This window comes from Nocardia sp. JMUB6875 (assembly GCF_041154655.1).
Classification (GTDB): domain Bacteria; phylum Actinomycetota; class Actinomycetes; order Mycobacteriales; family Mycobacteriaceae; genus Nocardia.
This window is the reverse complement of record NZ_BAAFGR010000123.1, coordinates 1-24,543: the sequence shown is the minus strand read 5'-3', so window position 1 is coordinate 24,543 and position 24,543 is coordinate 1. Positions and strand designations below refer to the sequence as shown.

At 70.2% G+C, this 24,543-nt stretch carries 23 protein-coding genes; 11 read left to right on the top strand and 12 right to left on the bottom strand.

Features of this window, described 5'->3' with window-relative positions:
* The first annotated feature begins 172 nt into the window (after positions 1–172).
* The 3 genes from ACAM49_RS27500 to ACAM49_RS27490 all read left to right on the top strand — a co-directional run bounded on the left by ACAM49_RS27500 (position 173) and on the right by ACAM49_RS27490 (position 2,392).
* Complete coding sequence (locus ACAM49_RS27500; protein ID WP_369638451.1) at positions 173–742, top strand: copper chaperone PCu(A)C; 570 nt, start codon at positions 173–175, stop codon at positions 740–742.
* Positions 735–1,967, top strand: coding sequence for a Dyp-type peroxidase (locus ACAM49_RS27495; RefSeq protein ID WP_369638450.1), 1,233 nt, complete (start codon positions 735–737; stop codon positions 1,965–1,967). The genes ACAM49_RS27500 and ACAM49_RS27495 overlap by 8 nt, the downstream gene beginning before the upstream one ends.
* A gap of 89 nt (positions 1,968–2,056) precedes the next feature.
* Positions 2,057–2,392 carry a YnfA family protein gene (locus tag ACAM49_RS27490; protein ID WP_369638449.1) on the top strand — a complete coding sequence of 112 codons (336 nt, stop codon included), beginning with the start codon at positions 2,057–2,059 and terminating at the stop codon, positions 2,390–2,392.
* 119 nt (positions 2,393–2,511) lie between these two features.
* Here the strand turns inward: ACAM49_RS27490 and ACAM49_RS27485 are convergent, their stop codons facing one another.
* A complete protein-coding gene (locus ACAM49_RS27485; protein ID WP_369638448.1) occupies positions 2,512–3,141 on the bottom strand; it encodes a TetR/AcrR family transcriptional regulator in 630 nt (209 codons plus the stop codon).
* Positions 3,142–3,262: 121 nt separating this feature from the next.
* Between ACAM49_RS27485 and ACAM49_RS27480 the strand changes: the two genes are divergently transcribed.
* Positions 3,263–4,750 (top strand): MFS transporter, encoded by a 1,488-nt coding sequence (locus ACAM49_RS27480; RefSeq protein ID WP_369638447.1) that lies wholly within the window; start codon positions 3,263–3,265, stop codon positions 4,748–4,750.
* Positions 4,747–5,433, top strand: coding sequence for an SGNH/GDSL hydrolase family protein (locus tag ACAM49_RS27475; RefSeq protein ID WP_369638446.1), 687 nt, complete (start codon positions 4,747–4,749; stop codon positions 5,431–5,433). The genes ACAM49_RS27480 and ACAM49_RS27475 overlap by 4 nt, the downstream gene beginning before the upstream one ends.
* Positions 5,434–5,529: 96 nt before the next feature.
* Here the strand turns inward: ACAM49_RS27475 and ACAM49_RS27470 are convergent, their stop codons facing one another.
* Complete coding sequence (locus ACAM49_RS27470) at positions 5,530–5,880, bottom strand: hypothetical protein (RefSeq protein ID WP_040813156.1); 351 nt, start codon at positions 5,878–5,880, stop codon at positions 5,530–5,532.
* 191 nt (positions 5,881–6,071) lie between these two features.
* Between ACAM49_RS27470 and ACAM49_RS27465 the strand changes: the two genes are divergently transcribed.
* The 3 genes from ACAM49_RS27465 (at position 6,072) to ACAM49_RS27455 (ending at position 7,791) form a co-directional block, all read left to right on the top strand.
* Positions 6,072–7,061 carry a glycosyltransferase family 9 protein gene (locus tag ACAM49_RS27465; RefSeq protein WP_369638445.1) on the top strand — a complete coding sequence of 330 codons (990 nt, stop codon included), beginning with the start codon at positions 6,072–6,074 and terminating at the stop codon, positions 7,059–7,061.
* A gap of 214 nt (positions 7,062–7,275) precedes the next feature.
* Positions 7,276–7,467, top strand: a complete 192-nt coding sequence (locus tag ACAM49_RS27460) for a hypothetical protein (protein WP_369638444.1) — start codon at positions 7,276–7,278, stop codon at positions 7,465–7,467.
* Between the two features lie 120 nt (positions 7,468–7,587).
* Complete coding sequence (locus tag ACAM49_RS27455; protein ID WP_040813159.1) at positions 7,588–7,791, top strand: cold-shock protein; 204 nt, start codon at positions 7,588–7,590, stop codon at positions 7,789–7,791.
* A gap of 75 nt (positions 7,792–7,866) precedes the next feature.
* Here the strand turns inward: ACAM49_RS27455 and ACAM49_RS27450 are convergent, their stop codons facing one another.
* From ACAM49_RS27450 to ACAM49_RS27430, 5 genes are read right to left on the bottom strand one after another with little or no spacing between them, the layout of a single operon-like run.
* Positions 7,867–8,598 carry a MerR family transcriptional regulator gene (locus ACAM49_RS27450; RefSeq protein ID WP_369638443.1) on the bottom strand — a complete coding sequence of 244 codons (732 nt, stop codon included), beginning with the start codon at positions 8,596–8,598 and terminating at the stop codon, positions 7,867–7,869.
* Between the two features lie 38 nt (positions 8,599–8,636).
* The gene (locus tag ACAM49_RS27445; protein ID WP_369638442.1) at positions 8,637–9,524 is read right to left on the bottom strand and encodes an alpha/beta fold hydrolase; all 888 of its coding nucleotides are present in this window, start codon (positions 9,522–9,524) and stop codon (positions 8,637–8,639) included.
* Between the two features lie 34 nt (positions 9,525–9,558).
* Complete coding sequence (locus ACAM49_RS27440; RefSeq protein ID WP_369638441.1) at positions 9,559–10,218, bottom strand: CatB-related O-acetyltransferase; 660 nt, start codon at positions 10,216–10,218, stop codon at positions 9,559–9,561.
* Entirely contained in the window at positions 10,215–11,108 is an 894-nt protein-coding gene (locus tag ACAM49_RS27435; protein ID WP_369638440.1) for a DMT family transporter, read from the bottom strand. The genes ACAM49_RS27440 and ACAM49_RS27435 overlap by 4 nt, the downstream gene beginning before the upstream one ends.
* A gap of 30 nt (positions 11,109–11,138) precedes the next feature.
* Positions 11,139–11,465, bottom strand: a complete 327-nt coding sequence (locus ACAM49_RS27430; RefSeq protein ID WP_369638439.1) for an ArsR/SmtB family transcription factor — start codon at positions 11,463–11,465, stop codon at positions 11,139–11,141.
* Between the two features lie 183 nt (positions 11,466–11,648).
* Here ACAM49_RS27430 and ACAM49_RS27425 point away from each other — a divergent pair, with 183 nt between their 5' ends.
* Together ACAM49_RS27425 and ACAM49_RS27420 are read left to right on the top strand one after the other, a co-directional pair.
* On the top strand, positions 11,649–12,332 hold the full coding sequence (locus ACAM49_RS27425; RefSeq protein WP_369638438.1) for a M23 family metallopeptidase: 684 nt from the start codon (positions 11,649–11,651) through the stop codon (positions 12,330–12,332).
* Positions 12,333–12,545: 213 nt separating this feature from the next.
* Positions 12,546–13,592: a hypothetical protein gene (locus ACAM49_RS27420; protein ID WP_369638437.1), complete on the top strand. Its 1,047-nt coding sequence runs from the start codon at positions 12,546–12,548 to the stop codon at positions 13,590–13,592.
* Here ACAM49_RS27420 and ACAM49_RS27415 read toward each other — a convergent pair.
* On the bottom strand, positions 13,543–13,869 hold the full coding sequence (locus ACAM49_RS27415; protein WP_040813163.1) for a hypothetical protein: 327 nt from the start codon (positions 13,867–13,869) through the stop codon (positions 13,543–13,545). The genes ACAM49_RS27420 and ACAM49_RS27415 overlap by 50 nt on opposite strands.
* Before the next feature lie 196 nt (positions 13,870–14,065).
* Between ACAM49_RS27415 and ACAM49_RS27410 the strand changes: the two genes are divergently transcribed.
* Complete coding sequence (locus tag ACAM49_RS27410; protein ID WP_040813164.1) at positions 14,066–14,401, top strand: RNA polymerase-binding protein RbpA; 336 nt, start codon at positions 14,066–14,068, stop codon at positions 14,399–14,401.
* Between the two features lie 68 nt (positions 14,402–14,469).
* On the opposite strand, the gene ACAM49_RS27405 is transcribed toward ACAM49_RS27410, so the two are convergent.
* From ACAM49_RS27405 to ACAM49_RS27390, 4 genes are all read right to left on the bottom strand, one after another.
* Complete coding sequence (locus tag ACAM49_RS27405; RefSeq protein WP_369638436.1) at positions 14,470–14,922, bottom strand: hypothetical protein; 453 nt, start codon at positions 14,920–14,922, stop codon at positions 14,470–14,472.
* 266 nt (positions 14,923–15,188) lie between these two features.
* Positions 15,189–15,971, bottom strand: a complete 783-nt coding sequence (locus ACAM49_RS27400) for an ABC transporter permease (RefSeq protein WP_369638452.1) — start codon at positions 15,969–15,971, stop codon at positions 15,189–15,191.
* A gap of 86 nt (positions 15,972–16,057) precedes the next feature.
* Positions 16,058–17,050: an ATP-binding cassette domain-containing protein gene (locus ACAM49_RS27395; protein ID WP_369638435.1), complete on the bottom strand. Its 993-nt coding sequence runs from the start codon at positions 17,048–17,050 to the stop codon at positions 16,058–16,060.
* Positions 17,047–24,489, bottom strand: a complete 7,443-nt coding sequence (locus tag ACAM49_RS27390; RefSeq protein ID WP_369638434.1) for an amino acid adenylation domain-containing protein — start codon at positions 24,487–24,489, stop codon at positions 17,047–17,049. Before ACAM49_RS27390 ends, ACAM49_RS27395 begins: the two co-directional genes overlap by 4 nt.
* Positions 24,490–24,543 lie beyond the last annotated feature (54 nt).

The following is a 24,543-nucleotide window of genomic DNA, read 5'->3' as shown; positions in this document are numbered from 1 at the left end:
GTATCGGACGCCGCGGCCCACCCGGGTTCGCCGCACCGTTCTCTTCTCTCGCTCCGGCCTAGTACCGCGACCCGCGCCGATCCTGCTGTGGTCGGCCGTGCCCAGCGCACAACGGGTTTCGCCGCGTCCCGGTCCGGAGTGCTTCCCTCCCTCTGACACCCGGAGACTTCGCATGTCCCAGATGCCCCGCTGCCACAGCTTCCGCCTGCGCACCGGCGGTTTCGCGCGCCGCCTCGGCGCCGCGGCCGCCGTCACCACCCTCGCCCTGCTGCCGGTCGCCTGCTCCAACTCCCAGACCGCCTCGAACTCCTCGGCCAAGGCCGCCGATTCGGTCTCCATGACCGATCAGTGGATCAAGGCCGCCGATTCCGGCATGTCCGCCGCCTTCGGCACCATCGAGAACAAGTCCGACAAGCCGGTCAACATGGTCGCCGCCTCGAGCCCGGCCTCGGCGACGGTGGAACTGCACGAGGTCGTGGCCGACGGCACCGGCGACAAGACCATGCGCCCCAAGGCCGGTGGCTTCGTCATCCCCGCCCACGGCAGCATCACGTTGAAGCCCGGCGGCGAACACCTCATGTTCATGGGGTTGAAGGCCCCGCTGCGCACCGGCGCCGAAACCCCCATCACCTTCACCTTCGCCGACGGCTCCACCACCACCGTCACCGCCCAGGTGCGCGACTTCGCCGGCGGCAAGGAGAACTACCAGCCCTCCGGCGACAATGCCGCCCACGGTGGCTGACCAGCAACAGGCCCACCCCGCCCGCCTGTCCCGGCGGCGACTGCTCGGCGGCACGGCCGCCGTCGCGGGCGCGGCCGGGGCGGCCGGGATCGGCTGGGGCGCGGCCACTCTCACCCACCGCGAACACGACCGCGACCAGGGCCTGGACACCGTCGAGTTCTACGGCCGCCACCAAGCGGGCATCGCCACCGAACCGCCCCTGCACGCGGCATTCGTCGGCTTCGACCTGCTGCCCGGCGTGGGACGCGAGGACATCATCGGGCTGCTCAAGATCTGGACCGATGACGCATCGCGCCTGACCCAGGGCAAACCCGCCCTCGCCGACACCGAACCCGAACTGGCGGTACGCCCGGCCCGGCTCACCGTCACCGTCGGATTCGGGCCGCAGCTGTTCACCGTCGCCCAGCTCGAGGATCAGCGCCCGCACTGGCTGAAACCCTTGCCGCCCTTCAGCATCGACAAGCTCGACGCCGCCTGGTGCGGCGGGGATCTGGTGCTGCAGATCTGCGCGGACGAGGCCACCACGGTCTCGCACGCCGTGCGCGTGCTGTCCAAGCACGTGAAGTCCCTGGTCTCGGTGAAGTGGGTGCAGCGCGGATTCCGCAATGCCGCCAAGGGCCAGACCATGCGCAACCTCATGGGCTCGGTCGACGGCACCGTCAACATCGCCCCGGACACACCGGATTTCGATCGCCTGGTGTGGGACGACGGCGCGGGGCGCCCGTGGCTGGCCGGGGGCACCTCGATGGTGCTGCGGCGCATCGCCATGGTCCTCGAGACCTGGGACGAACTCGACGCCGACGGGCGCGCCATCACCATCGGCCGCACCGTCGACACCGGCGCACCGCTATCGGGCACAAGGGAATTCGACGATCCCGACTTCGCGGCCGTGGACCAGTACGGCATCCCGAAGATCCCGCCGTCCTCCCACATCGCCCGCGCCCACCACGCCCACGACGGAGAACGATTCCTGCGCCGCGGCTACAACTACGACGACGCGCCCGCCCCCGGCCACGTCTCCAACTCGGGCCTGCTGTTCGCGTCCTTCCAACGCGACATCGACGCCCAATACCTGCCGGTCCAGCAGCGACTGGCCGAATTCGACGCCCTCAACCAGTGGACGACCCCGATCGGGTCGGCGGTCTTCGCCATCCCGCCCGGCGTCCCCGGCCCCGGCGGCTACCTCGGCCAGCAGCTGTTCGAAAACGCTGCGGCACAACGCTGATCGCACCCGGCCGGATCGCGCGCGAACGCGGTCCGGCCGGAGCGAGCGCCGACGCGTCGATCGCCTCGCGATGCTCTAGGTTTGCTCGCATGAGCGTGCTGCGATCGATTCTGCTGTTCGGACTGGCCGCCGTCGCCGAGATCGGCGGCGCCTGGCTCATCTGGCAAGGCGTGCGCGAACAGCGCGGCTGGGCGTGGATGGGCGCCGGGGTGGTCGCGCTCGGCTGCTACGGGTTCGTGGCCACCCTGCAGCCCGACGCCAACTTCGGACGCATCCTCGCCGCCTACGGGGGCGTGTTCGTGGCCGGATCGCTGCTGTGGGGCATGGCCCTCGACGGCTTCCGGCCCGACCGCTGGGATGTCACCGGCGCGCTGGTGTGCCTGCTCGGTGTCGCGCTCATCATGTACGCGCCACGCGGGGCATGAGACACGCGCTATTGATCCACGTGAAACCGACTGCGACCGAACTGCATTCACGCATTCGATGCAGCATTGCACAGCGCGAAACAATCACGCCCGCCCGCCGGTCAGCGCACGGACGACACTCAGCGCGGTGAGCCGATCAGACCCTCGACGAGCGTGCGGGCCAGCGGCAGCGCGCTCTCGTCACCCATCCGCGAGGCCGTATTGGCCGCGGCGATGATCGCGTCGAGCTGGAACGCCACCGCATGCGCGTCCAGGCCCGGCATGTAGCCCTGCTCCTGGGCGCGCCCGATCTCCTTCTCCAGCACCGCGAACCAGTCCGCACGGTCGGCGGCCAGTGCATCACGCACCGGACCCGGGCGCGAATCGAATTCGGGGACGCTCGCACCGCGGAAGCAGCCGCCGGGCAGCATGGGCGCGCCGATGTACTCGAACCAGTGCTCGATGATCGACCGCAGCCGCGCGATACCGCGTTCTTCGCTGTAGGCGGGGCGAATCACGGTGTCGATGAACATCTCTCGCGCCGCCTGCACCGCGGCGAGTTGCAGCTTCTCCTTGGTGCCGAACAGCGTCGCCACCCCGGATTTGCTCACCCCCAGATCCCCGGCCAGCCGCCCCAGGCTCAATCCCGTCAACCCCTCGACCGAGGCCACCTCGGCGGCGTGGCGGGCGATCGTGGCCCGGGCGCGCGCCCCTTTGAGTAGCCGTTGATCGGAAATCTCCTGTTCGGAGTCCTGCACCGGTTCATCCACCTTTCCATCTTCGCACCACCTGTTGCATAACCGCACGATCGGTCGTACTTTTCAACAATACGAACGATCGTGCGTACACATTTGATCCCGTCTCGACAACCGTTCCGTGGAGAGCCTCGCGATGACCGACCTCACGCACCACCAGCCCACACCCGCCGATCCCTCACCACCGGCCGACAATCATCAGCCCGACGCCGAAACCGGTTCCGGCGCAATCGGATCCGCCACCGAATCGACCGCGACCAGCTCCCCCGCCGCGCGACGCGCCCTGCTGGTCGCCTCCGGCGCGGCGTTCATGAGCTTCCTCGACCTGTCGGTGGTGAACATCGCCTTCCCGGCCATCACCCGCGACTACCCCGGCACCGCGCCCACCACCCTCACCTGGGTCGTCAGCGGCTACGCCGTCGCCTTCGCCGCCCTGCTCACCCCGGCCGGGCAACTGGCCGACGCGCTCGGGCGCGGGCGCGTATTCCTCACCGCCCTGGCCGGATTCGCGCTGACCTCGCTGCTGTGCGCACTCGCCCCCGGCGCGGACTGGCTCATCGCGGGCCGCTTCCTCCAGGGCGGCACCGCGGCCTTCCTGATCCCCGCCGGACTGGGCCTGGTCCTGAGCGTCACCCCGCCCGCCCGCATCGGTGTCGCCATGGCGGCGTGGACAGCGGCGGGTGGATTCGCCGCGACCGTCGGCCCCGCCGTGGGCGGCGCGCTGGTCGACTGGTTCGGCTGGCGTTCGGTGTTCATCATCAACGTGCCCATCGCCGCCCTGCTGCTCGTGGCCGGTCTCCGACTCGCGCGCGGCGATCAGCGCCAACCGCACGGGCTGCCCGATCTGTTCGGCACCGCAGCCACCGGTCTCGGCATCGGCGCGGTCGTCGCCGCGGTCACCCAGGGCCAGCAGTGGGGCTGGGGCGACTGGCGCACCCTGGCCTGCGGCCTGGGCGGGCTGGCGCTGCTGGCGTCGGCGCTGTGGCGTTCCCGCAGCCACCCGCGCCCGGCCATCGCGGTCGGCTTGTGGCGCAGCCATTCCTACGCGCTGGTCAACGCGGTCGCGTTCGTGTTCGGCGTGACCATGTTCGCCTGGCTGCTGGCCGGACCCCTGTGGCTCGACGCCGTGTGGCACTACTCGGTCCTGGAGTCGGCGGGAGCCATGACCGTCGGCGCGGTCGCCTCCATGGTCACCGCCGTCCTCGCCGGGCGCGCTCCCGTGTCGTGGCAGCGCTGGCTCGGTGTGCTGGGGGCACTGATGTTCGCCGCCTCCACCCTCTACATGAGCACCGACATCTGGGACGCCACCCCCGCGCTGTGGAAGGCGTGGATACCGGCCGGGATCCTCGGTGGCGGCGGCATCGGCCTGCTGATCACCGTGCTCGGCACCACCGCCGCGAGATCGCTTCCGCCGCAACGGTTCGCCGCCGGGGTCGGCATGAATCTGACCGCCCGCCAATCCGGTGGCGCATTGGGTGTCGCGGTACTGGCCGCCGTCTTCGCCGCCCACCCCGCTCAACCGCTGACCGCCTTCCACACCCTGTTCGCGATCTGCGCCGGAATCGCCGTCCTCGCGGCCGTTCTCACCGCCCTGCCCGCCCGCACCCAGGAGCCCATCGCATGAGCGAGCGCACCGAAGCCACCGACCCCTTCACCCTCTCCGACGTCGCCGCGACCGCCCTGCTGCGCGATGTGCCCTGGCGGCGCTTCGCCGTCATCGGCGACTCCACCGCCGAAGGCATCGGCGATCCGTGGCCCGGCTACGAAACCCTGCCGTGGGCGCACCGATTGGCGCGCTGGCTCACCGCCGCGCATCCGAGCACCGATTACCTCAACACCGGGAAGATGGGTGCCGTCCTCGCCGACGTGCTCACACAGCAGCTCCCGGCCCTCGAGGCATTCCGCCCGGATCTGGTCCACATCAGCTGCGGCGGCAACGATCTGTTCCTGCGCGACGCGACCCTCCCCGATGTCGAGGCCGCCCTCGACGACCTGTGCGCGCGGGTGGCCGCGACCGGTGCGCGCCTGTCACTGTTCACCCTCGCCGATTCCTTCACCGGCCGCATGGCCCCGCTGCGCCCGCGCTTCGCCGAATTCGCCGCGGCCGTGCGCCGGGTCGCGGACCGCCACGACGCCATCCTCACCGAATTCTGGGACCACCCCGCCCGGCTCAGAACCGACTGGCTCTCCGCCGACCTCATCCACCTGACCATGGCCGGGCACGCGGTCGTCGCCGCCGAGCTCGCCAAATCCCTGGGCCGCCACACCGCCCGCGAACTCCCGCCCGAGCTGGCGCACCACCTCTGAAAAGGCAAATGCCGCACAGTGTGACCTCAGGCACCCTGTGCGGCATCGTCTTTCGTGAAGAAGATCCGCTATGTCGTTGTCGGGCTTATCGTCCCGTCACTTCCACAAGGCCGCGACGAGAACGTTCAGGATCGCCAGCCCACCGGCGGCATCGCACATCCAGGCGACTTCCTTGCCGCGCTTGGCATCCGCGCGCCCCATTTCGGCGAACGCCGCCACCAGCACCGCGATCACCAGCTTCACGATCATCTTCGCCATGTTCGGGTCCTTGCCCAGCGAATCGATCGACTCGGCCATGCCCAGCAACACCACACCGGTGATGATCTGGGTCCGCGCGCCCCACACCATGAGTTCCGACACCCGCGGCCGGGAGGCGACATACCCGCCGACCACCGCCGCCATACCGAGCAGATGAGCCGTCACCACGAGGTTGTAGACGAAGGTCATGACTGCACACGGTAATCGATCACACCCCGAAAAACGACAGTCGGTAGTACAAACCGGGCGCGCGTCGTGCAGACCGGTCCCCCCGGGTTTCACCCCGCTATCGGCCGGGTAGTCCTCTCCCAATGGCTCTCCGCGGTGTCCGGGTGGAGAGTCTCGCGTCGTGGGCAGCGTGGCCAGCTAGGAGAAATACGGTGGCGGTTGTACTGGTGCTGCGAGCACGCGGGCTCGGTGATCTCCTCACCGCGGTCCCCGCGCTGCGCGCGCTGCGGCGGGCCCGGCCCGACGACCACATCGCGCTCGCCGCGCCCCACCGCCTGAAACCGATCGTCGACCTCATCGCCTGCGTCGACGAGATGGTGCCCGTCAGCGACCCGGTCGGATTGCGCTGGGACGGCGAACAACCCGCGCTCGCGGTCAACCTGCACGGCGCCGGCACCGAGGGCATCGTGGAACTGGCCCGCACCCGGCCCGCCCGCATCCTCACCTACCGCAACCCGGCCTTCCCGGACCTGCCCGGACCCGACTGGCAGCCCGAGATGCACGATGTGGACCGCTGGTGCCATCTGCTCGAATTCGACGGCATCGCCGCCGACCGCCGCAACCTCGGCCTGGTGCCGCCGGTCGCCACCACCAGCCACCGCAACGCGGTGGTCGTGCACCTGGGCGCGGGCGCGCCCGCCCGCCGCTGGCCGCCCGACCGGTTCGCGGCCGTGGTCCGGCATCTGCTCGTCCAGGGGCGTGAAGTCGTGTTGACCGGTGACGAACCCCACCGCGAGACCGCGCTGGGCGTCGCCGCCCGCGCCGGACTCTCACCGGCGCGAGTCCTCGCGGGACAGCAGAACCTCATCGAATTGGCCGCCACCGTCGCCGAATCCGATCTCGTCGTCTGCGGCGACACCGGGGTCGCGCACCTGGCCACCGCCTTCGGCACCCGCACCGTGCTGCTGTTCGGCCCCAACCCGCCCAGCCGCAGCGGCCCGCCCCCGCACCTGCTCGGTCGCCACGCCGTGCTGTGGGCCGGGCAGACCGGCGATCCCGACGCCGCCGGCATCGACGCCGGACTGCTGAAAATCGGTGTGCCCGAAGTCATCAACGCCGTAGACAAGCAACTGCGCAAACGCCCCTGGCCGGGCACCAATCTCGACCGCCGCGCCCAGCAGGCCTACCGCCGCGTCGGCTGACCCGCGCCCCGCGACCGCGTCCCCCGCCGCCCCGCAATCCTGCGGGGCGAGACCCCGGATCGAGGGACCCGGTTATGCCGCCACGGGCGAGCGGGTAACGTCAGCCACAGCCGGACACGACCCACGGTCCCGCCGCCGCGGCGGGCGGGTCAGGTATCGGCCCTCGATCGCAGGGCATCAGGCGTTCGGTCGGGGCTACCCGCAAGGAGCCGCCATGACCGCCGCCCGCAGCAACCCCGTCGACGACCCGCCCATCGCCTTCGCCGACGTCCGCGCCGCCGAAAAGGCCGCCCACCTCGAGCGCAACGCGCTGGCCGCCAAAACCGTCGCCGTTCATGCCCGCGACGCCGCCGAATGCAGCGCGCTGCTGGCCATGCTCGGCCTGGATCTTTCCGAATTGAAGTAAGGCGACGCGCCGCGAAATCCAGCCCTGATTCCACTTACGCATCGAAGTGTGACATGCTGTTGGGCGAGCACGAGTCATTGATGTGATAGCTCGGCTCACAACAAGGAGTTAAGACAAAGTATGTCGCAAGGCAGTGTGAAGTGGTTTAACGGCGAAAAGGGCTTCGGATTCATCGCCCAGGACGGCGGCGGTCCGGACGTTTTCGTCCATTACTCCGAGATCGCAGGCTCCGGCTTCAAGTCCCTCGATGAGGGCCAGCGCGTCGAGTTCGAGATCGGGCAGGGCCAGAAGGGCCCGCAGGCCCAGAACGTCCGCGCCATCTAAGTCGCAGACAGCATCAAACCCGCGCCAATGGCGCGGGTTTCGTGCTTTTCAGGGCAGTTTCCCCCGGGCTCTTCGTCACGACGCCGCGTCGCGGGCCCGGCGCTCGGCGCGATGCGCCAGCGCGTCCATGATGCGCTGCCAGGCCGGGGACGCCTCCGAAATCCGGGTCGAGACCAGTCGCCGCGTTCCGGGGCGTGCCTCGCGCGCATGCGCGATTTCCCAGGCGGCCAACTCGTCGATGAGCCGCTCCAGGCGGGGATCGCCCGGATCCCAGTCGACCGCCCGGTCGCACGCCAGCATCAGGCGCAGGGTTTCGGGGTCGTCGAGTTCGGTGTTCTTTTCCCGGATTCGCCGCGGTAGCGAATCCGGATCCAGGGCGCGCAGCAGGATCCACGAATCCCGTTCGAGCCGGACCCGCGCCTCACCGATACCCAAGGTCCGCATCCGGGTCAGGATCGCGACCACCTCGGGTGGCAGCACGAGACTTTCACCACTGGCCAATTCGGCGATCCGCGCGCGGTATTCGACGAGCTGGTCGATCCTGCGCCGCAGTTCGGTGTCGAGATCGGTGAGGGCGGCGTCGAATTCGGCCGGTTGCGCGTGCAGCAGCGCGTCGATGCGCGCCAGCGGGACACCGGCGTCGGCCAGGGTGCGGATCCGGATCAGGTCCACCGCCGCCTGCGCGCGATAGCGGCGATAGCCCGACGCGTCACGCTCGGGCTCGGGCAGCAGACCGATCTGGTGGTAGTGGCGGACGGTGCGCACACTCACCCCGGCCGTCGCCGCGAGCTGGCCGATCGTGAGCACCGCATCACCTTCGATCATTCGACAGGGTCGCCGCCAGTCTATGGGCGGCCCACCCGGTCGACGACGTCGCGGATCGCCCGCACCACCGCATCGGGGCGGTCGACACACAGCCGATGGTGGAAGGTGTCGGTCAGTACCCGTTGTTCGCCGCGGGAGACCGAAGCCACCAGGGCCGCATCCATTCTCGTCTTCGCCTCGTGCAACTCCCGCTGGGCTGGATCGTCGCCCACCACCGTCAGCGCGATCACCGGGACATCCGGAATCGTGGGACCGGTGCGCAGCTCGGCCGCCAGGGGTGTGAGCGTGCGGCGCTCGGCCACACCGCTGCGCAGCCATTCGTCGCTCAGCTTCGCCGCGAGCAGCGCGGCACGCAGCTCGGGCGGATAGTTCGCGAGCAGTTCGGCGTGGATGTCCTCCAGGGCCGGGCGCATGCGCGCGAGCTCGTCGGGACCGGGACCTATGCGCTCGGTGACGGCCAGGCTCGCCTCGGGCGGCACGAACTCGTCCCAGTCACGGTGCAGGGCGTCGAGCCATACCAGTCCCGCGACGTCGCCCGGGAACAGCTGCGCGAAGCGGTGCGCGTACAGCCCGCCCAGCGAGTGCGCCGCGAGAACGTAAGGGGCCGCGATGTTCTCGGCCCGCATCAGCGCGCGCAGTTCGGTGGCGACCGCGGTGGCGGTGCGCGGCAGCGCGACGGGATCGCTGTAGCCGGTGCCGCCGCGGTCGTAGACCACGGCGGTGGTGAACCGCGAAACCTCTTGCTGCACGCCGTAATAGTCCAGGCCGACCGCGCTCGCGCCGGGCAGGAACACCACGGCCGGTCCGCCGCTGCCCGCCCGGTGCACGAACACGCGGCGCTCGTCGATCATCCGGTAGCCGCCGATCGGCGGCGCGAGGCGGGCCGGGGCGGTGCTGTCATTGCTCATGCGGCAAGCCTGCAACCCTGACGCAGCGTCAGGGTCAAGCCCGTGTCGGGGCGACCGCCTCGAGGTCGGCGACACTGCCGGACATGATGGTCGGGATGTAGGCGGTCAGATGCTCCAACGGCCAATCCCACCAGGCGATCTCGAGCAGGCGGGCGATCTCGTCGGCGTCGAAGCGGGTGCGGATCAACCGCGCCGGATTGCCGCCGACGATGCCGTAGTCGGGGACATCGGCGGTCACCACCGCGCCCGAGGAGACGATCGCGCCGTGACCGATCCGCACACCCGGCATCACCGTGACGCCGTGGCCGATCCACACATCGTTGCCGACCACCGTGTCACCGCGATTGGGCAGATCGGTGAGCAGATCGAAATGCGCCGACCACGAGCCGCCCATGGTCGGGAACGGGAAGGTCGAGGGGCCGTCCATGCGGTGGTTGGCGCCGTTCATGATGAACTTCACGCCCGTGGCCAGGGCGCAGAACTTGCCGATGACCAGCCGCTCCGGGCCGTAGTGGTAGAGCACGTTGCGGGTCTCGAACTCCGTCGCGTGCTCGGGATCGTCGTAGTAGCTGAATTCCCCGACCTCGATCAACGGTGAGGTGATCAGCGGCTTGAGCAGTACTACGCGCGGCTGTCCCGCCATCGGGTGCAGCACGGTCGGATCCGCGGGCGCCGGGGCCGAGGTATCGGTCATTCGAGACTCCTTTTCCGTTGTGTCGCACTGAGAATCAAAGCAGTCATGACCAGCGCGATGCCAACCAGCTCGGCGGCCGACGGGCGCTGGGCCAGGGCGATGGCCCCGATGACCGCCGCGGTCGCCGGGAGCAGCGCCAGCAGCAGGGCGAAGCGGGCGCGCCCGACCGTGCGCAACACCACCTGATCGAGGCCGTAGGGCACCGCACTCGACAGCACGCCCACCCCGACCCCCAGCAGCCAGGTGCGCGGATCGGCGAAAGCGCTTGCGTCCAGCACCAATTGGCTGGTCACCAGGATCGGGGCCAGCAATGCGGCCGCCGCGGCCATCCCGACCGCCAGCGCGTCCAGCCCCGCACCGGCATCGGCCACCCGCTTGCCCACCAGGATGTAGCCCGCCCACAGCGCCGCCGCCAGCAACGCGAAACCGACACCGAGGCCCTGCGCGTCGGAGGAGACACCGGCCAGCAGATACACCCCCGCCACGACCAGCGCCACCGCCGCGAAGTCGCGGGCCCGCCGCGAACCGAGCGTGGCCACCGCGACCGGGCCCAGGAATTCGATGGCCACCGCCGTCCCCAGCGGAATGCGCGCGATCGCCTCGTAGAAGGCAATATTCATGCCCAGGGTCACCACCCCGAACCCGGTGGCCACCAGCACCGTGCGCCGCGTCCAACTCCCCCGCCAGGGCCGCCGCCACAACACCAGGGCGATACCGGCCGCCGCCGCCCGCAGCCACGCCACCGTCGCCGGTTCCACCGTGCCGAAGAGATAGACGCCGATCGCCGCGCCCAGATATTGCGAGACACCGCCCGCGATGAACACCAACGGCACCGACCACGCGGGCAACCCGGCCCGGCGCTGACTCTCGACCACGACCGACGTACCCACGCCCACACCGTATCCCGGCCCACCGACGCCTCAGGCCGGCGGCTGCTCCTCCCGCGCGGTCGACAGGGCCGCGGAGTAGGCGGCCAGCGCGCTGGGCCAGAACTGCTCGAGATAGTCGCGCGCATCGGCCAGCCCGCGCGGATCCAGCGAATACAGGCGCTTGTTCCCCGCGGGCCGCATCATCACCAGCCGCGCCTCGCGCAGCACCTTCAGATGCTGCGAGATAGCCGAACTGGTGACGCCGAGGGCCGTCGCGATCTCCCCGACCGACTTCGGTCCCTGCGGCAGGGATTCGAAGACCGCGCGCCGGGTGTCGTCGGCGAGCGCACCCAACACCCGAACTCCATTAGTGACCACTTACATAGATTGCCCTCGGGACGATCATGGGGTCAACACACGGGCAACCGGCGTCGGCCAACGTCACCCGAGAATTACCCGCGTGTCGTTATCGCACCGTGACCTGATTCCTGGGCTTTTGTACCAATGTGATGGTCACTACTCCATTTCTGAACGGCAGCTGAGACCTCGTACGTTCGATGCATGCCCGTAACCGTTCCGTTATCTCGACTGCGCGGAGCCGGCCGGTACCGAACGGCCGCGACCCGCACGATGGCCGTCACCGCGCTCGTCGGGGCCTCGCTGGCCGCCCTGGCCGCCGCCGACCCGCACGACGCCGTCTCCCTCGCGGGCAACCCCGTCGCGAACGCCGCCGAGAGCGACGCCCCCTTCACCGCCTTCACCCCGCCCGAGGCGCAGATGCCGCAGGTGGTGCCCCAGCAGGTGCTGGACTTCCTCAACGGCCTGCACGCCGAACAGGCCCGCCCCAAGACCATTCGCCCCTCCGACGGCCCGCTCAGCTCCGGCTTCGGCATGCGCTGGGGCGCGATGCACGCCGGGATCGACTTCGCCGGCGCGTTCGGCTCGCCGATCCGCTCGGTCACCGACGGCACCGTCATCGAGGCGGGCCCGGCCTCGGGCTTCGGCCTGTGGGTGCGCGTGCTGCAGGACGACGGCACCATCGGCGTCTACGGCCACATGCAGGACATCCTGGTCCAGGTCGGGCAGCAGCTGCGCGCCGGCGACGTGCTGGCCACCGTCGGCAATCGCGGCTACTCCACCGGACCGCACCTGCACTACGAGGTGCACGCCGGTGAGGGCGCGCCCATCGACCCGCTGCCCTGGCTCTCCGCCCGCGGCATCGACGTCGGCATGCCCGTCGACTGACGACCGTGCTCGAACACTGAGATCACGGACTCGCGCCGCCCGTTCCGAGCACCGATGAGGGGTGCACGGAACGGCTTGCGCGCCAATCGCGTTCGCGGTTGACCACACAGCCCCGGCTCATACCGCCGGGGCTGTTCTCATACCCGGGTACTACGTGGCGACCCCACCGCCGGGGGACGTGGCAAGCGGATTCCCACTTCTAGCGTCAGCGTCATGACCACGCTCGATCGTCCAACGCTCGCGTCGCTCACCCTGCCCACCCCCACCCGACCCCTGCACCGGCCGCTGCTCGTCACCACCGCCGCCATGGCCGTGCTGGCCGTGTTCTCCCTGTGCGCCATGGCATTCGACGACCGGATCCTGCTGGGCGAATCGGTCTGGCTCAAACCCCTCAAGTTCGCCATCGCCATGGCCCTCTACTGCGGCACCCTGGCCTGGCTGGTGGCGTTCCCGCATCGCGGACAACGGCTGACCTGGTGGATGGGCACCGTGTTCGCCGCGACCGCGGTGGTGGATGTCGGTTTCATCGTGGTGCAGGCCGCGCGCGGCACCTTCAGCCACTTCAACAATCAGCACGACGCGGTCAACACCATCGGCCAATACGTGTTCATGACCGGTGTGCCGGGTTTGTTCCTGGCGAATCTGGTGATCGCGGTGACCCTTTCGTGGCAGCGCGTCACCGACCGGCCCACCTCGCTGGCGATCCGCGCGGGCCTGGGCATCGCGGTGTTCGGCATGGCGCTGGCCTACTCCATGGGCGGCAGCGGCAAGCAGCAGACCACCGACGCCTACGGCCACCCCGTCACCCTCGGCGCGGGCCACACCTTCATGCACGGCCAGCCCGAAGTCCGCGACGGTGTCGAGGGCATGCCGGTGACGCACTGGTCCACCGCGGGCGGTGATATGCGGATCGCGCATTTCGCGGGCCTGCACGGCATTCAGCTGCTCATCGTCGCCGCCATCGTGCTGACGCGCCTGGCCCCGCACGTGGGCTGGCTGCGCGCCGAAGCCACCCGCACCCGGCTGATCGGGGTACTGGCGCTCGGCTACACCGGACTGGTGGCGCTGCTGCTGTGGCAGGCGCTGCGCGGGCAGCCGGTGACCGCACCCGACGGTGAAACCCTCACCGCCCTCGGCCTTGTCGCCGCCGGCACCGCCGCGGGCATCGGACTGGTGTACGCCCTGAGCACCCGAGCCCGCGACACCGTGCTCAGCGCAGCCGTTCGGCCTCACGGGTCAGCGCGACCAATGTCGCGGTGAGATCGGCGAGTTCGAGCATCTCGGCCCCCTCCGCGACAGCCGTGGCCACATCCTCGGCCGCGCAGCGGGCCGCGAACCACCGGTCCGACAGATCGGACACCTCCTGGGCACTGAGCACCACCGAGTCATCGGGAATGCCGGTGCCCTTCACACTGTTTCGATGTTCGTACGCCCGCTGGCGACAGGATTGTCGGCAATACCGCCGGCGGCGTCCGATCTCCGATTCGGCGATCTCCCGCCCGCACCACTGGCAGCAGGACAGCACGCGTCGAGACATGGTCCGACACATTAGCGGTTTGCGGCCGCGACCGGGTGGAAGGGCACGCCGCGGCACAGCGGTCGGGCGGACGAGTAGAATGGCGGGGTTCTCCTTACGGGAACCCACGCGTGCGCGTCTGCGTTGTAGTGACGTAGCGCAGATGCGAAAGACAAATTTGTAGAACATTGCCGACAGGCGAGAAGGGACCGCACTCATGGCAGATCGCGTACTCCGGGGGTCTCGGCTCGGAGCGGTGAGCTACGAGACCGACCGCGACCACGACTTGGCCCCGCGTCGGATGGCGCGATACCGCACCGACAATGGCGAGGAATTCGACGTTCCCTTCGCCGACGACGCGGAGATCCCGCCCACCTGGCTGTGCCGCAACGGCCAGGAAGGCATCCTGCTCGAGGGCACCACGCAGGAGCCCAAGAAGGTCAAGCCGCCGCGCACCCACTGGGACATGCTGCTCGAGCGTCGCAGCAAGGAGGAGCTCGAGGAGCTGCTCCAGGAGCGCATGGAGCTGATCAAGAACCGTCGCCGCGGCTGAGCCACAGCCGGATACGACCGAACGGGTCCCCCGCACCGAATCGGTGTGGGGGACCGTTTTTCGTGCGGCTAGGGCTGGACGGTGACGGGGACCGTGGCGCTGCCGAGGCTGGTCAGGGTGCCCGGTACTTCGAGGGTCACGGTGATCGCGGAGGTTCCGGCGGTGTAAGCGACCTGTGGGTCCGGCGCGAGCCGGACCCGCATCCGATAGCCGGCCGTCTGGCCGGGAGCCAGGGTGAGCGTGGGGACGACGGGCTGGGTGAGGTAGTCCATGCCGGTCCCCTCGCGCACGAATGTCACCGGCTTCCAGGTGTTGCCGTTCGGGTCGAACAACTCCATCGAACCCTTGGGGCTCAGCTTCGCACCGCCCGGAGCACACGAGCAGTGGCCCATCGAGGCGACGACACCGACCGTCTGCGTGGCTGCGGCGGCCACGGGATTGGTCAGGGTGAAGTCGAATGCGACCGCGTCACCGCCCAAGGTGAGGACGTTCGAGTCCGGGACGTTCAGCGTGATGGTCATGCCACCACCCGATCCGGTGCCGTGCTGCCCGGTCGCCGGTGTGCTGCTGCTCGTCGCCGGTGCGGTGGTGCTCGCCGGTGCCGGGCTCGTGGTGCCCTGATCGCAGGCGGACAGCAGCGCGGCCGCGGCCGCGCAACTCGCGACCGCGATCAGACGTCTCGATGTGTTGATGGCATCCCCCCTGCATCCGGGCCACCGGGGCCCACCGACCGGTCGATCGGTTATCGCGCGGCGCACCGAATCCCGTTAATCCGCAGGCATACCGGTCAGTGGCTGGCGACCTTCCGGTATTGCAGCAGGGCGACGGGGACCGCGATGGCGAGGATGGCCAGCGAGCAGTAGATCGAGTACTCGACGCAGTGCTCGGCGGGCCAGCCGGTGGCGGCCTTGAAGATGGGCGGGGACCCGTTGTCGAACAGCTTGCGTCCGGCCGCCGAGACAGCGGTGATGGGATTCCACTCGGCGATGGTCCGCAGCGGACCGGGCAAGGTCTCGCCGGAGATGAATGCCGAGGAGATGAAGGTGAGCGGGAAAAGCCAGATGAGCCCGGCACTTTGGGCCACCTCGACACTCGGCGACATGAGCCCGGTGATAGCGCCGACCCACGACATGGCGAAGGCGAACAGCAGGATGACGCCGAACGCCAGCACGGCGTCCATGATCGCGCCGTTGATCCGCCAGCCCACCACGTAGCCGCAGGCGACCATGACGGTCAGCGCCAGAATGTTGACCACCAGATCCGAGAGCGTGCGGCCCATGAGCACCGCCAGCCGCGACATGGGCAGCGTGCGCATCCGGTCGATGATGCCCTTGTGCAGGTCGTTGGCCAGGCCGACGGTGGTGAACGCGGCGTTGAAAGCGACTGTCTGGGTGAAGATTCCGGCGAGCAGGAACTCCCGGTACTGGCTGCCGCCGAGCGAGGCCCCGAAGATGTAGGCGAACAGGAACACGAACATCAACGGCTGGATGGTGGCGGTCACCAGCAGGGTGGGCACGCGCAGGATGGTCAGCAGATTGCGGTAGGCGACGATGGCGCTGTCGCGCACCACCCGGGGTAGCAGGATGGCGGGCCCGGCGGCGCGGTGGCGGCCGTGCACCTCGGCGGTCGCGGCGGCGGGCTCGGCGGGGAGTGTCGTCACGACAGGATCTCCTCTTGGACGGGCTCGGGCGTGGGGGCGGTGGCCTTGCGGTCGGCGGATCTGCCGGTGAGGGAGAGGAATACGTCGTCGAGGCTGGGCCGGTGCACGGTCGCGTCGACCACGCACACCCCCGCGTCGTCGAGCCGGCGCAGGGCTTCGACCATGGTGCGGGTGCCGTCGCCGACCACGACGGTGAGTTCGTCGGCGCCGGAATCGGTTTCGGGTTCCCCGATCCCCACCTGGGCCAGCACGCGCCGGGCGGGGGCGGGATCCTGTCCGGCGGCGAGGGTGACGGTGAGCTTGTCGCCGCCGATGGAGGTCTTGAGTTCGTCGGCCGAGCCGCGGGCGATGACGCGGCCGCGGTCGATGACGGTGATGCGGTCGGCGAGGAGGTCGGCCTCCTCCAGGTACTGGGTGGTGAGCAGCACGGTGGTGCCGTCGTCGACGAGTTCGCCGATGACGCGCCACATGTCGAGGCGCCCGCGCGGGTCCAGGCCGGTGGTCGGCTCGTCGAGCACGACCACCGGGGGTCTGCACACCAGCGCGCCCGCCAGGTCCAGGCGCCGCGCCATGCCGCCGGAGTAGGTGCCCGCCCGGCGCCCGGCCGCGTGGTCGAGGCCGAGCACGGTGAGCAGTTCGTCGGCGCGGTCGGCCGCGCGTTTGTGGTTCATGCCGTAGAGCCGCGCCACCATGCGCAGGTTCTCGAATCCGGACAGGTTGGCGTCGATGGCCGCGTACTGCCCGGACAGGCCGAGCCGGGTGCGGGCGCGCGCCGGATTCTTCAGCACGTCCACACCCGCGACCCGCACGGTGCCCTTGGTCGGGCGTAGCAGGGTGGTGACGATGCGAACCGTGGTGGTCTTGCCCGCGCCATTGGGCCCGAGCAACCCCATCACCGTGCCCGACGGGATCTCGAGATCGATGCCGTCGAGCACCCGCACCTTGCCGTAATACTTCACCAGGCCTTGAACTTCCACCGCGAGACTCATGCCGTCCCCTCCCGCCGGGCATCGATGGCCGCCAGCTGATCCCGCAGCACCGGCCCGATGACGGCGAGGGATTCGGGCGTCGTCATGCCGGCGTGCGTGCAGCGAACCAGCTGGTCGTGCACGACACCGGTGACATAGGGCTCCCAGGCCGCGGCGCAGCGGTCCGGGTCGGCCCGGTTGATCTCGTCGTCGGCGGCGGTGAAGAACAGCAGATCGCCGTCGAAGACGTGGGGCTGGAAACCGTGCGCCTGCTGCGCGCCGTTCTCGTAGCCGGTGTAGAGGCGTTCCAGATGTTCGACGGTCAGCGCCGCGAACGGCCCGGACCGGCTGCGCAGCAGTTCGGCCGCCTCGTGCAGGGTCATGCGCGGATCGATGTCGGCGTCCCCGCCGAGCAGGTCGGACCCGAATTCGGCGATGATCGCCGACACCGACGGCACCGCGGTCTCGAGCCACTGGTCCGAGAGCTGGTAGCTGTCCATGAGTCCCAGCAGCGCGACCTCGTCGCCGCCCTGCTGCAGCTGCACGGCCACCTCGTGGGCGATGAGCCCGCCCAGCGACCAGCCCAGCACATGGTAGGGGCCTTCCGGCTGCACCGACTTCATGTGCGCCACATAGTATTTCGCGGCCTCGGCGATGGTGGCGTGGCTCTCCTCCCCCGCGACGTGCGGGGCCTGCAGCCCGTACACCGGCCGCTCGTGCGGCAGGTGCGAGAGCAGTCCGGCGAAGCACCAGGACAGGCCGATGGCCGGATGCACGCAGAACAGCGGCGGCACGGACGAATCCGTGGCGGGCCGCAGCGGCAGCACCGCGCCCAGGGCCGCGGCCAGCGCCGCCCCGGCATCGCCCTTGGCGTCGGCGAGCCGCCCGGCGATGGCCGCCGGGGTGGATTCGCCGAACATGGCCTGCACGGGCAGGTCGATGCCCTCGGCCCGCAGCGCCGCCACCACCTTGGTGGCCAGCAGCGAGTTGCCGCCGAGTTCGAAGAACCCGTCGTCGGCGCCGACCTGTTCGATGCCCAGCACCTCGGCGAAGGCGGCGCACAGCGCCTCCTCGATCGGGGTGGACGGGGCCCGGTAGCCCTCGCGGGCCGCGAACACCGGTTCCGGCAAGGCCTTTCGATCCAGCTTGCCGACCGGTGAGAGCGGCACCCGGTCCAGCAGCATGATCGACTGCGGGACCATGTAGTTGGGCACCAGCTCGGCCACGTGCGCGGTGAGTTCGGCCGTGGTCGGCGCGGTGCCGGTGCGCGGCTTCACATACGACACCAGCGCGGTGGACCCGGCCGGGGTGCGGTGCCCGATGGTGGTGGCGAACTCCACCGCCGGATGCTTGGCCAGGGCCGCGTCGATCTCGCCGAGTTCGATGCGGAAGCCGCGGATCTTGACCTGGTGGTCGGTGCGGCCCACGTATTCCAGATCCTGTGCGCGCCCGCCGCGTTCGAGCCAGCGGACCAGATCACCCGTGCGGTACATGCGCTCACCGGGCTTGCCGAACGGGTTGGCCACGAACCGCTGCGCGGTCAGCCCGGGCCGCCGCAGGTAGCCGCGGGCCAGGGCCGCACCGGCCAGATGCAGTTCGCCGGTGACCCCGCCGGGCGCCGGATGCAGGCGCGCGTCGAGCACGGTCGCGCCGACCCCGCGGATGGGTCCGCCGATGGTGATCTGCCCGCCCGGTGCCATGGGCTGCGAAATCACCGTCACGATGGTGGTTTCGGTGGGCCCGTACACGTTGTAGAGCTTGCGGCCCGGGGCCCACCGGGTGACCAGGTCCGGTGGCAGCGCCTCGCCGCCGACCAGCACGTGCCGCAGCGCGGTGACGCCGGTCGGGTCGACGGTGCCCAGCGCCGAGGTGGTGATGAAGGCGTGGGTGATGCCCTCGTCGATGAACACCTGCCCCAGTTCCTGCCCGCCGACCACGCCGGGCGGGGTGATCACCAGGGTGGCCGCGCCGCCGAGGGCGAGCAGCAGGTCGAGCATGGCGGCGTCGAAACTCGGTGTCGCGAAGTGCAGGACGCGGCAGCCGGGTCCGACGTCGAAGCGGTGCGCGGTCTCGGCGGCGAAGTTGGACAGGCCGCCGTGGGTGACGACCACGCCCTTGGGGATGCCGGTCGAGCCGGAGGTGTAGATGACATACGCCGGGTTGTCCATGCGCAGCGAGGTGGTGCGCTCCTCGTCGCGGATGGGCGCGTCGGAGGTGGCCAGTACGCGGCGCCGGAACGACGGCGCGTCCAGCACGGTCCAGTTGGCCCCGTCGGGCATGCGCTCCCGATACGTGGACAGCGTGATGCCCACGGCCGCACCCGAATCCAGCAGCATGTGGCTGATGCGCTGTTCCGGGTAGTTCGGGTCGACGGGCACGAACGCGGCGCCGGCCTTGGCGATGGCCAGCATGACCGCCACCGATTCGGCCGAGCGCGGAATCCCCATGGCGACCAGGGTTTCCGGACCGACCCCGTAGGAGATGAGGACACGGGCCAGCCGGTTGGTCCAGCGGTCGAGGGCATCGTAGGAGATCTGGGTGCCCGCCGAACGGACCGCGATGGCCGCCCGGTTGAGGTTGGCGGCGGCCTCGAACACCTCCGGGAAGGTGATGGGCAGCCCGGGTTCCGGGCCGCGCACCGGGGCCAGCGCCGACCATTCGCTCGAATCGAGGAGTTCCAGATCGCCCACGGCGGTGGCGGGATTGGCGGCCGCCGCGCCGAGCAGCCGCACGAACCGCTGGGCCAGCCGGTGCGCGGTGATCTCGTCGAACAGGTCCGAGGCGTAGTTGACCGACACCGTGATGCCGTCGGGTTCGCGCTTGTCGGTCCAGGATTCGGTGAGGGTGAACTGCAGATCGAATTTGGCGATGCCCGGATCGGCGTCATCGGCCTCGATGCGCATGCCCGGCAGTTCCAGCACCCGCACCGGCTGGTTCTGCACCGACAACATGACCTGGAACATGGGGTGGTGTGCCTGGGAGCGCACCGGATTGAGCACCTCGACCAGCCGCTCGAACGGCACGTCGGCGTGGGCGAAGGCCTCGAGGTCGGTGTCGCGGACCGCGCGCAGCAGGTCGGCGAATCCGGCCCCGCCCTCGATCCTGGTGCGCAGCACCAGCGTTCCGACGAACATGCCGACCAGCCGGTCCAGTGCGGGGTGGCCGCGTCCGGCGATGGGTGTGCCGACGGTGATGTCGTCGCCGGAGGTCAGTCGATGCAACAAGGCAACCAGTGCCGCGTGCAGCACCATGAACATGGTGACGCCGTGTTCGGCCGCGAGCATCTGCAGCTCACGGTGGGTGAACGCGTCCAGGGTGCAGTCGACGGTGCCGCCGCGGTAGCTCGGAACCGGCGGTCGTGGCCGATCGGCAGGCACTGCAAGCAGTTCCGGGATGCCGTCGAGGGCGCGCCGCCAGTAGTCGAGCTGGCGGCTGATGACCGAGTCCGAATCGTCCTCGCGGCCCAGCACATCCTGCTGCCACAGCGTGTAATCGGCGTACTGGATGGGCAGTTCGGGCCACTCCGGGGTGCTCTGCCCGCCGCTGTGCGCCCGGTAGGCGGCGGCGACGTCGGCGGCCAGGGGTTGCAGCGACCAGCCGTCCATGGCGATGTGGTGCACCACCAGGATCAGCACGTGTTCGGTCTTGGATCCGGTGATCCGCAGCAGGGCCGCGCGCAGCGGCACGCTGGTGGCCAGGTCGAAGCCGCCCGCAGTGACGCGGCGAATCTCGCTGGGCACCGCCGATTCCGGCACGGTGCGCAAGGGCAGGGTGACCGCCGCCTCGCCGGGTTCCAGGATCTGCTGGCAGGGTTCGCCGTCGATCTCGGGGAAGACGGTGCGCAGGGTTTCGTGCCGGCGCTGCACCTCGTGCAGGGCCGCGCGCAGTGCCGGGATGTCGAGTTCGCCGTGCAGGCGCAGCGCGACGGGAACGTTGTAGGCGCCCAGCGCTTCTCCGTGATCCCCGGAGGCGTTGAACTTCTCCAGGAACCACAGCCGCCGTTGCGCGGCCGAGAGTGGGATCCGCGCGGGCCGGGTGCGTATGCGCGGTTCGGGCCGCAGGTCCGCCGAGGCGGATCCGGCGTCCAGGGCCGCGGCGAGTCCGGCCACCGTCGGTGCCGCGAACACCGCCCGCACCTCGAGGCGGACCCCGGTGGCGGTGGCCAGGCGCGCCACCAACTGGGTTGCCAGCAGCGAGTTTCCGCCGACCTCGAAGAAGCTGTCGTCCGCGCCCAGGGCCTCGGCCCCGACCAGATCGCCCATCACCTCGGCGACCAGGCGCTCGGTGTCGGTCTCCGGGTCGCGGGAGACCACGGCGACGGCGGCCTGGGGTTGCGGCAGCGCGTCGCGGTCGAGCTTGCCGACCGGCGTGAGCGGGATGCGGTCGAGCAGGGTGAGCGAGGACGGAACCATGTGCGCCGGGAGGTGTTTGGCGCAGTGCGCGCGCAGCTCCTCCAGGTCCGGTGCCGCGGCCAGGTCGAGGGGCAGCACGTAGGACACGATGCGGCGCACGCCCGCGATCTCGCGGACCTCGGTGTGGGCGAAGCGGATTCCCTTGTGTCCGGTGAGCACGCCGTCGATCTCGCCGAGTTCGATGCGGAATCCGCGCACCTTCACCTGGTGGTCGCTGCGGCCCAGGTACACGATCTCCCCGCCCGCGGTCCAGCGCACGACGTCGCCGGTGCGGTACAGGCGTGAGCCCTCGGGACCGTAGGGGTCGGCCACGAAGCGGGTGGCGGTGAGGTCGAAACGCTCGAAATAGCCGCGCGCGCCGCCCTGTCCGCCGATGTAGAGCTCGCCGGGCACCCCGACCGGGACCGGGCGCAGCCGCTCGTCCAGGACCAGGGCGCGGGCCCCGCGCACCAGGCTGCCGATGGTGATCGGCTCACCGACGCTGAGCGGTCCGGCGATGGTGACCACCACGGTGGTCTCGGTGGGCCCGTACCCATTGAACATCATGCGCCCGGGCGCCCAGCGCGCCACCAGTTCCGGCCCGCACGCCTCCCCGCCGACCATGACCGAGCGCAGATGCGGCAGCGCCCACCGTTCCCGGTCGATGGTGGCCAGGGCGGCCGGGGTCATGAAGGTGTGGCTGACTTCCTCGCGATCCATGAGCGCGGCCAGCTCGTCGCCGCCGTAGACGTCCGGCGGGACGATGATCATGGTCGCGCCCGCGCCGACCGCCAGCAGCAGGTCGAAGATGGCGGCGTCGAAGCTCGGGGACGAGAAGTGCATGGTCCGCGAGTCCCGGTCCACGCGCATGCGCTCGCGGATCTCGTCGGCGAAGTTGGACAGCCCGCCGTGGGTGACGGCCACGCCCTTGGGTTTTCCGGTGGAGCCGGAGGTGTAGATGACGTAGGCGAGGTCGGCGGTCCACAGGGTGGTGGTGCGTTCGGCGTCGGTGATCGGGCCGTCGTCGAGGACCTCGAGTTCGTCGAGGAGCTCGGCATTGTCGAGCAGCAGCCAGTCCACGGCGTGGTCGCCGGCGGCGGCGTACAGATCGGCGGCGTGCTCGGTCATGCTGATTCCGACCCGGCAGCCGGAGTCGGTGAGCATGTGCCGCACCCGATCCGCCGGATAGTTGGGGTCCACCGGCACGAACGCCGCACCGCACTTGGCGACGGCGAGGGCGGCCAGCACCGATTCCACCGACCGGGTCAGGCCCAGCGCCACCCGGTCGCCCGGGCCCAGGCCGCGGTCGATGAGGGCGCGCGCCAAACGGTTGGAGTAGACGTCGGATTCGAGGTAGGTGAGTTCGGTGTCGTCGAAGCGCAGGAACACCCGGTCGGCATTGAGGTGCGCGGTGGCCGCGAAGTAGGCGGCCAGGCTGCACTGCGGTTCGGGCGCGGGACCCCAGGCGGGGGTGAGCAGTTCGCGTTCGAGTTCGGTGCGCGCGTCGATATCGCGCACCCGGGTCCGCGGGTCGGCGGCGACCGCGTCGAACACCCGCAGCAGCCGTTCGGCCAGGGTCTCGACGGTGGCCTGGTCGAAAAGCTCGGCGGCGTAGACGAATTCGAAGACTCGGTCCTCGGCCGCGGCATCGTCGCCGGCACCCCGGTCACCGGGCAGCACCCGCAGTTCGAGGTCGAACTTGGCCAGGGCGATATCGAGTTCCTCGGCCTGCAGCGACAATCCGGGCAGTCGCAGCGCGGGCACCGGGGTGTCCTGCACGGTCAGCGCGACTTGCAGCAGCGGCCGTGCGCCGTAGCGGCGCTGGCCTTCGTCGGTCTGCAGTTCCTCCACGACCCGCTCGTAGGGCACCTCGGCGTGCGCCATGGCGGCCAATTCGGTGTCGCGGTCGGCCTGCAGCAGTTCGGCGAAGCTGCGGTCGGGATCCACGTCCGAGCGCAGGATCAGCGTGTTGACGAACATGCCGACCAGATCGTCGAGGCGGGTGTCGGTGCGCCCGGCGACCGGGGTGCCGATGACGATGTCGCGGCCGCCGGTGACGGTGCGCAGCAGCACCGCCAGCGTCGAGCGCAGCACCATGAACAGGCTGACACCGTGAGCGCGGGCGACCTCGGCGAGCTTGCGCTGCAAGGCTTCCGGCACCTCGAAGCGCACGGCCCCGGCCCGCTGGGTCGGTTCGGCCGGACGCGGCCGGTCATAGGGCAGCGGCAGTTCCTCGGGCAGGTCGGCCAAGGCGGTGCGCCAGTAGGCCAGCTGCGCGGCGGCGGCGCTGTCGGCATCGCTGTCGGCGCCGAGGATTTCGCGCTGCCACAGGCTGAAGTCCGCGTACTGCACCGGCAGCGGCGTCCAGGTGGGCGCCGCGCCGCCGTGGCGGGCGGTGTAGGCGAGGGCCAGGTCGCGGGTGAGCGGGCCCAGCGACCAGCCGTCGGCGGCGATGTGGTGCAGTGCGATGCCGAGCAGGTGGCGGCGGGTCCCGGTGCGCAGCAACGTCATTCGCAGCGGGATCTCGCGGGCCAGATCGAATCCGCGCCGGGCCAGCGAGCGCAGGGCCTTGCGGGCCCCGAGCTCGTCGGTCTCCACGGCCTCGAGCACCGGCAGGCAGCGCGCGGTGTCGAGCACCACCTGGTAGGCGCCCCGGTCGTCCTCGGGGAAGACCGTGCGCAGCACCTCGTGGCGTTCCACCACGTCGGCGAGGGCGGCGCGCAGGGCGTCGATATCGGGTTCGCCGTCGATCCGCAGGACGAAAGCAATGTTGTAGGCGCTGGATTCGGGGGAAAATCTATTGAGGAACCACAGTCGCTGCTGCGGCAGGGACAGTGGCACGCGCTCCGGGCGCGGTGTGTGCACAGCCAGCGCGACACGCTGCGTCCGGGGCGCTTCCGCGAGACGGGCCGCGACACCCGCGACCGTGGGTGCCTCGAAGATCGCCCGCACCGGCAGCTCCACCCCGAATTCGGTGTGCAGGGCCGCGGTCAGGCGGGTGGCCAGCAGCGAGTTGCCGCCGATCTCGAAGAAGTTGTCCTCCGCGCCGGGCGCGGTGCCGCCGAGCACGGTGCCGAAGACGAGCGCGACCTGTTGTTCCAGTTCGGTTTCCGGGGCGCGGGT

Coding starts and splice junctions, on each gene's coding strand:
- ACAM49_RS27500 (WP_369638451.1), top strand. CDS start 173: ATGTCCCAGATGCCCCGCTGCCACAGCTTCCGCCTGCGCACCGGCGGT.
- ACAM49_RS27490 (WP_369638449.1), top strand. CDS start 2,057: ATGAGCGTGCTGCGATCGATTCTGCTGTTCGGACTGGCCGCCGTCGCC.
- ACAM49_RS27480 (WP_369638447.1), top strand. CDS start 3,263: ATGACCGACCTCACGCACCACCAGCCCACACCCGCCGATCCCTCACCA.
- ACAM49_RS27475 (WP_369638446.1), top strand. CDS start 4,747: ATGAGCGAGCGCACCGAAGCCACCGACCCCTTCACCCTCTCCGACGTC.
- ACAM49_RS27470 (WP_040813156.1), bottom strand. CDS start 5,880: ATGACCTTCGTCTACAACCTCGTGGTGACGGCTCATCTGCTCGGTATG.
- ACAM49_RS27460 (WP_369638444.1), top strand. CDS start 7,276: ATGACCGCCGCCCGCAGCAACCCCGTCGACGACCCGCCCATCGCCTTC.
- ACAM49_RS27455 (WP_040813159.1), top strand. CDS start 7,588: ATGTCGCAAGGCAGTGTGAAGTGGTTTAACGGCGAAAAGGGCTTCGGA.
- ACAM49_RS27445 (WP_369638442.1), bottom strand. CDS start 9,524: ATGAGCAATGACAGCACCGCCCCGGCCCGCCTCGCGCCGCCGATCGGC.
- ACAM49_RS27440 (WP_369638441.1), bottom strand. CDS start 10,218: ATGACCGATACCTCGGCCCCGGCGCCCGCGGATCCGACCGTGCTGCAC.
- ACAM49_RS27425 (WP_369638438.1), top strand. CDS start 11,649: ATGCCCGTAACCGTTCCGTTATCTCGACTGCGCGGAGCCGGCCGGTAC.
- ACAM49_RS27420 (WP_369638437.1), top strand. CDS start 12,546: ATGACCACGCTCGATCGTCCAACGCTCGCGTCGCTCACCCTGCCCACC.
- ACAM49_RS27415 (WP_040813163.1), bottom strand. CDS start 13,869: ATGTCTCGACGCGTGCTGTCCTGCTGCCAGTGGTGCGGGCGGGAGATC.
- ACAM49_RS27410 (WP_040813164.1), top strand. CDS start 14,066: ATGGCAGATCGCGTACTCCGGGGGTCTCGGCTCGGAGCGGTGAGCTAC.
- ACAM49_RS27405 (WP_369638436.1), bottom strand. CDS start 14,922: ATGACCATCACGCTGAACGTCCCGGACTCGAACGTCCTCACCTTGGGC.
- ACAM49_RS27395 (WP_369638435.1), bottom strand. CDS start 17,050: ATGAGTCTCGCGGTGGAAGTTCAAGGCCTGGTGAAGTATTACGGCAAG.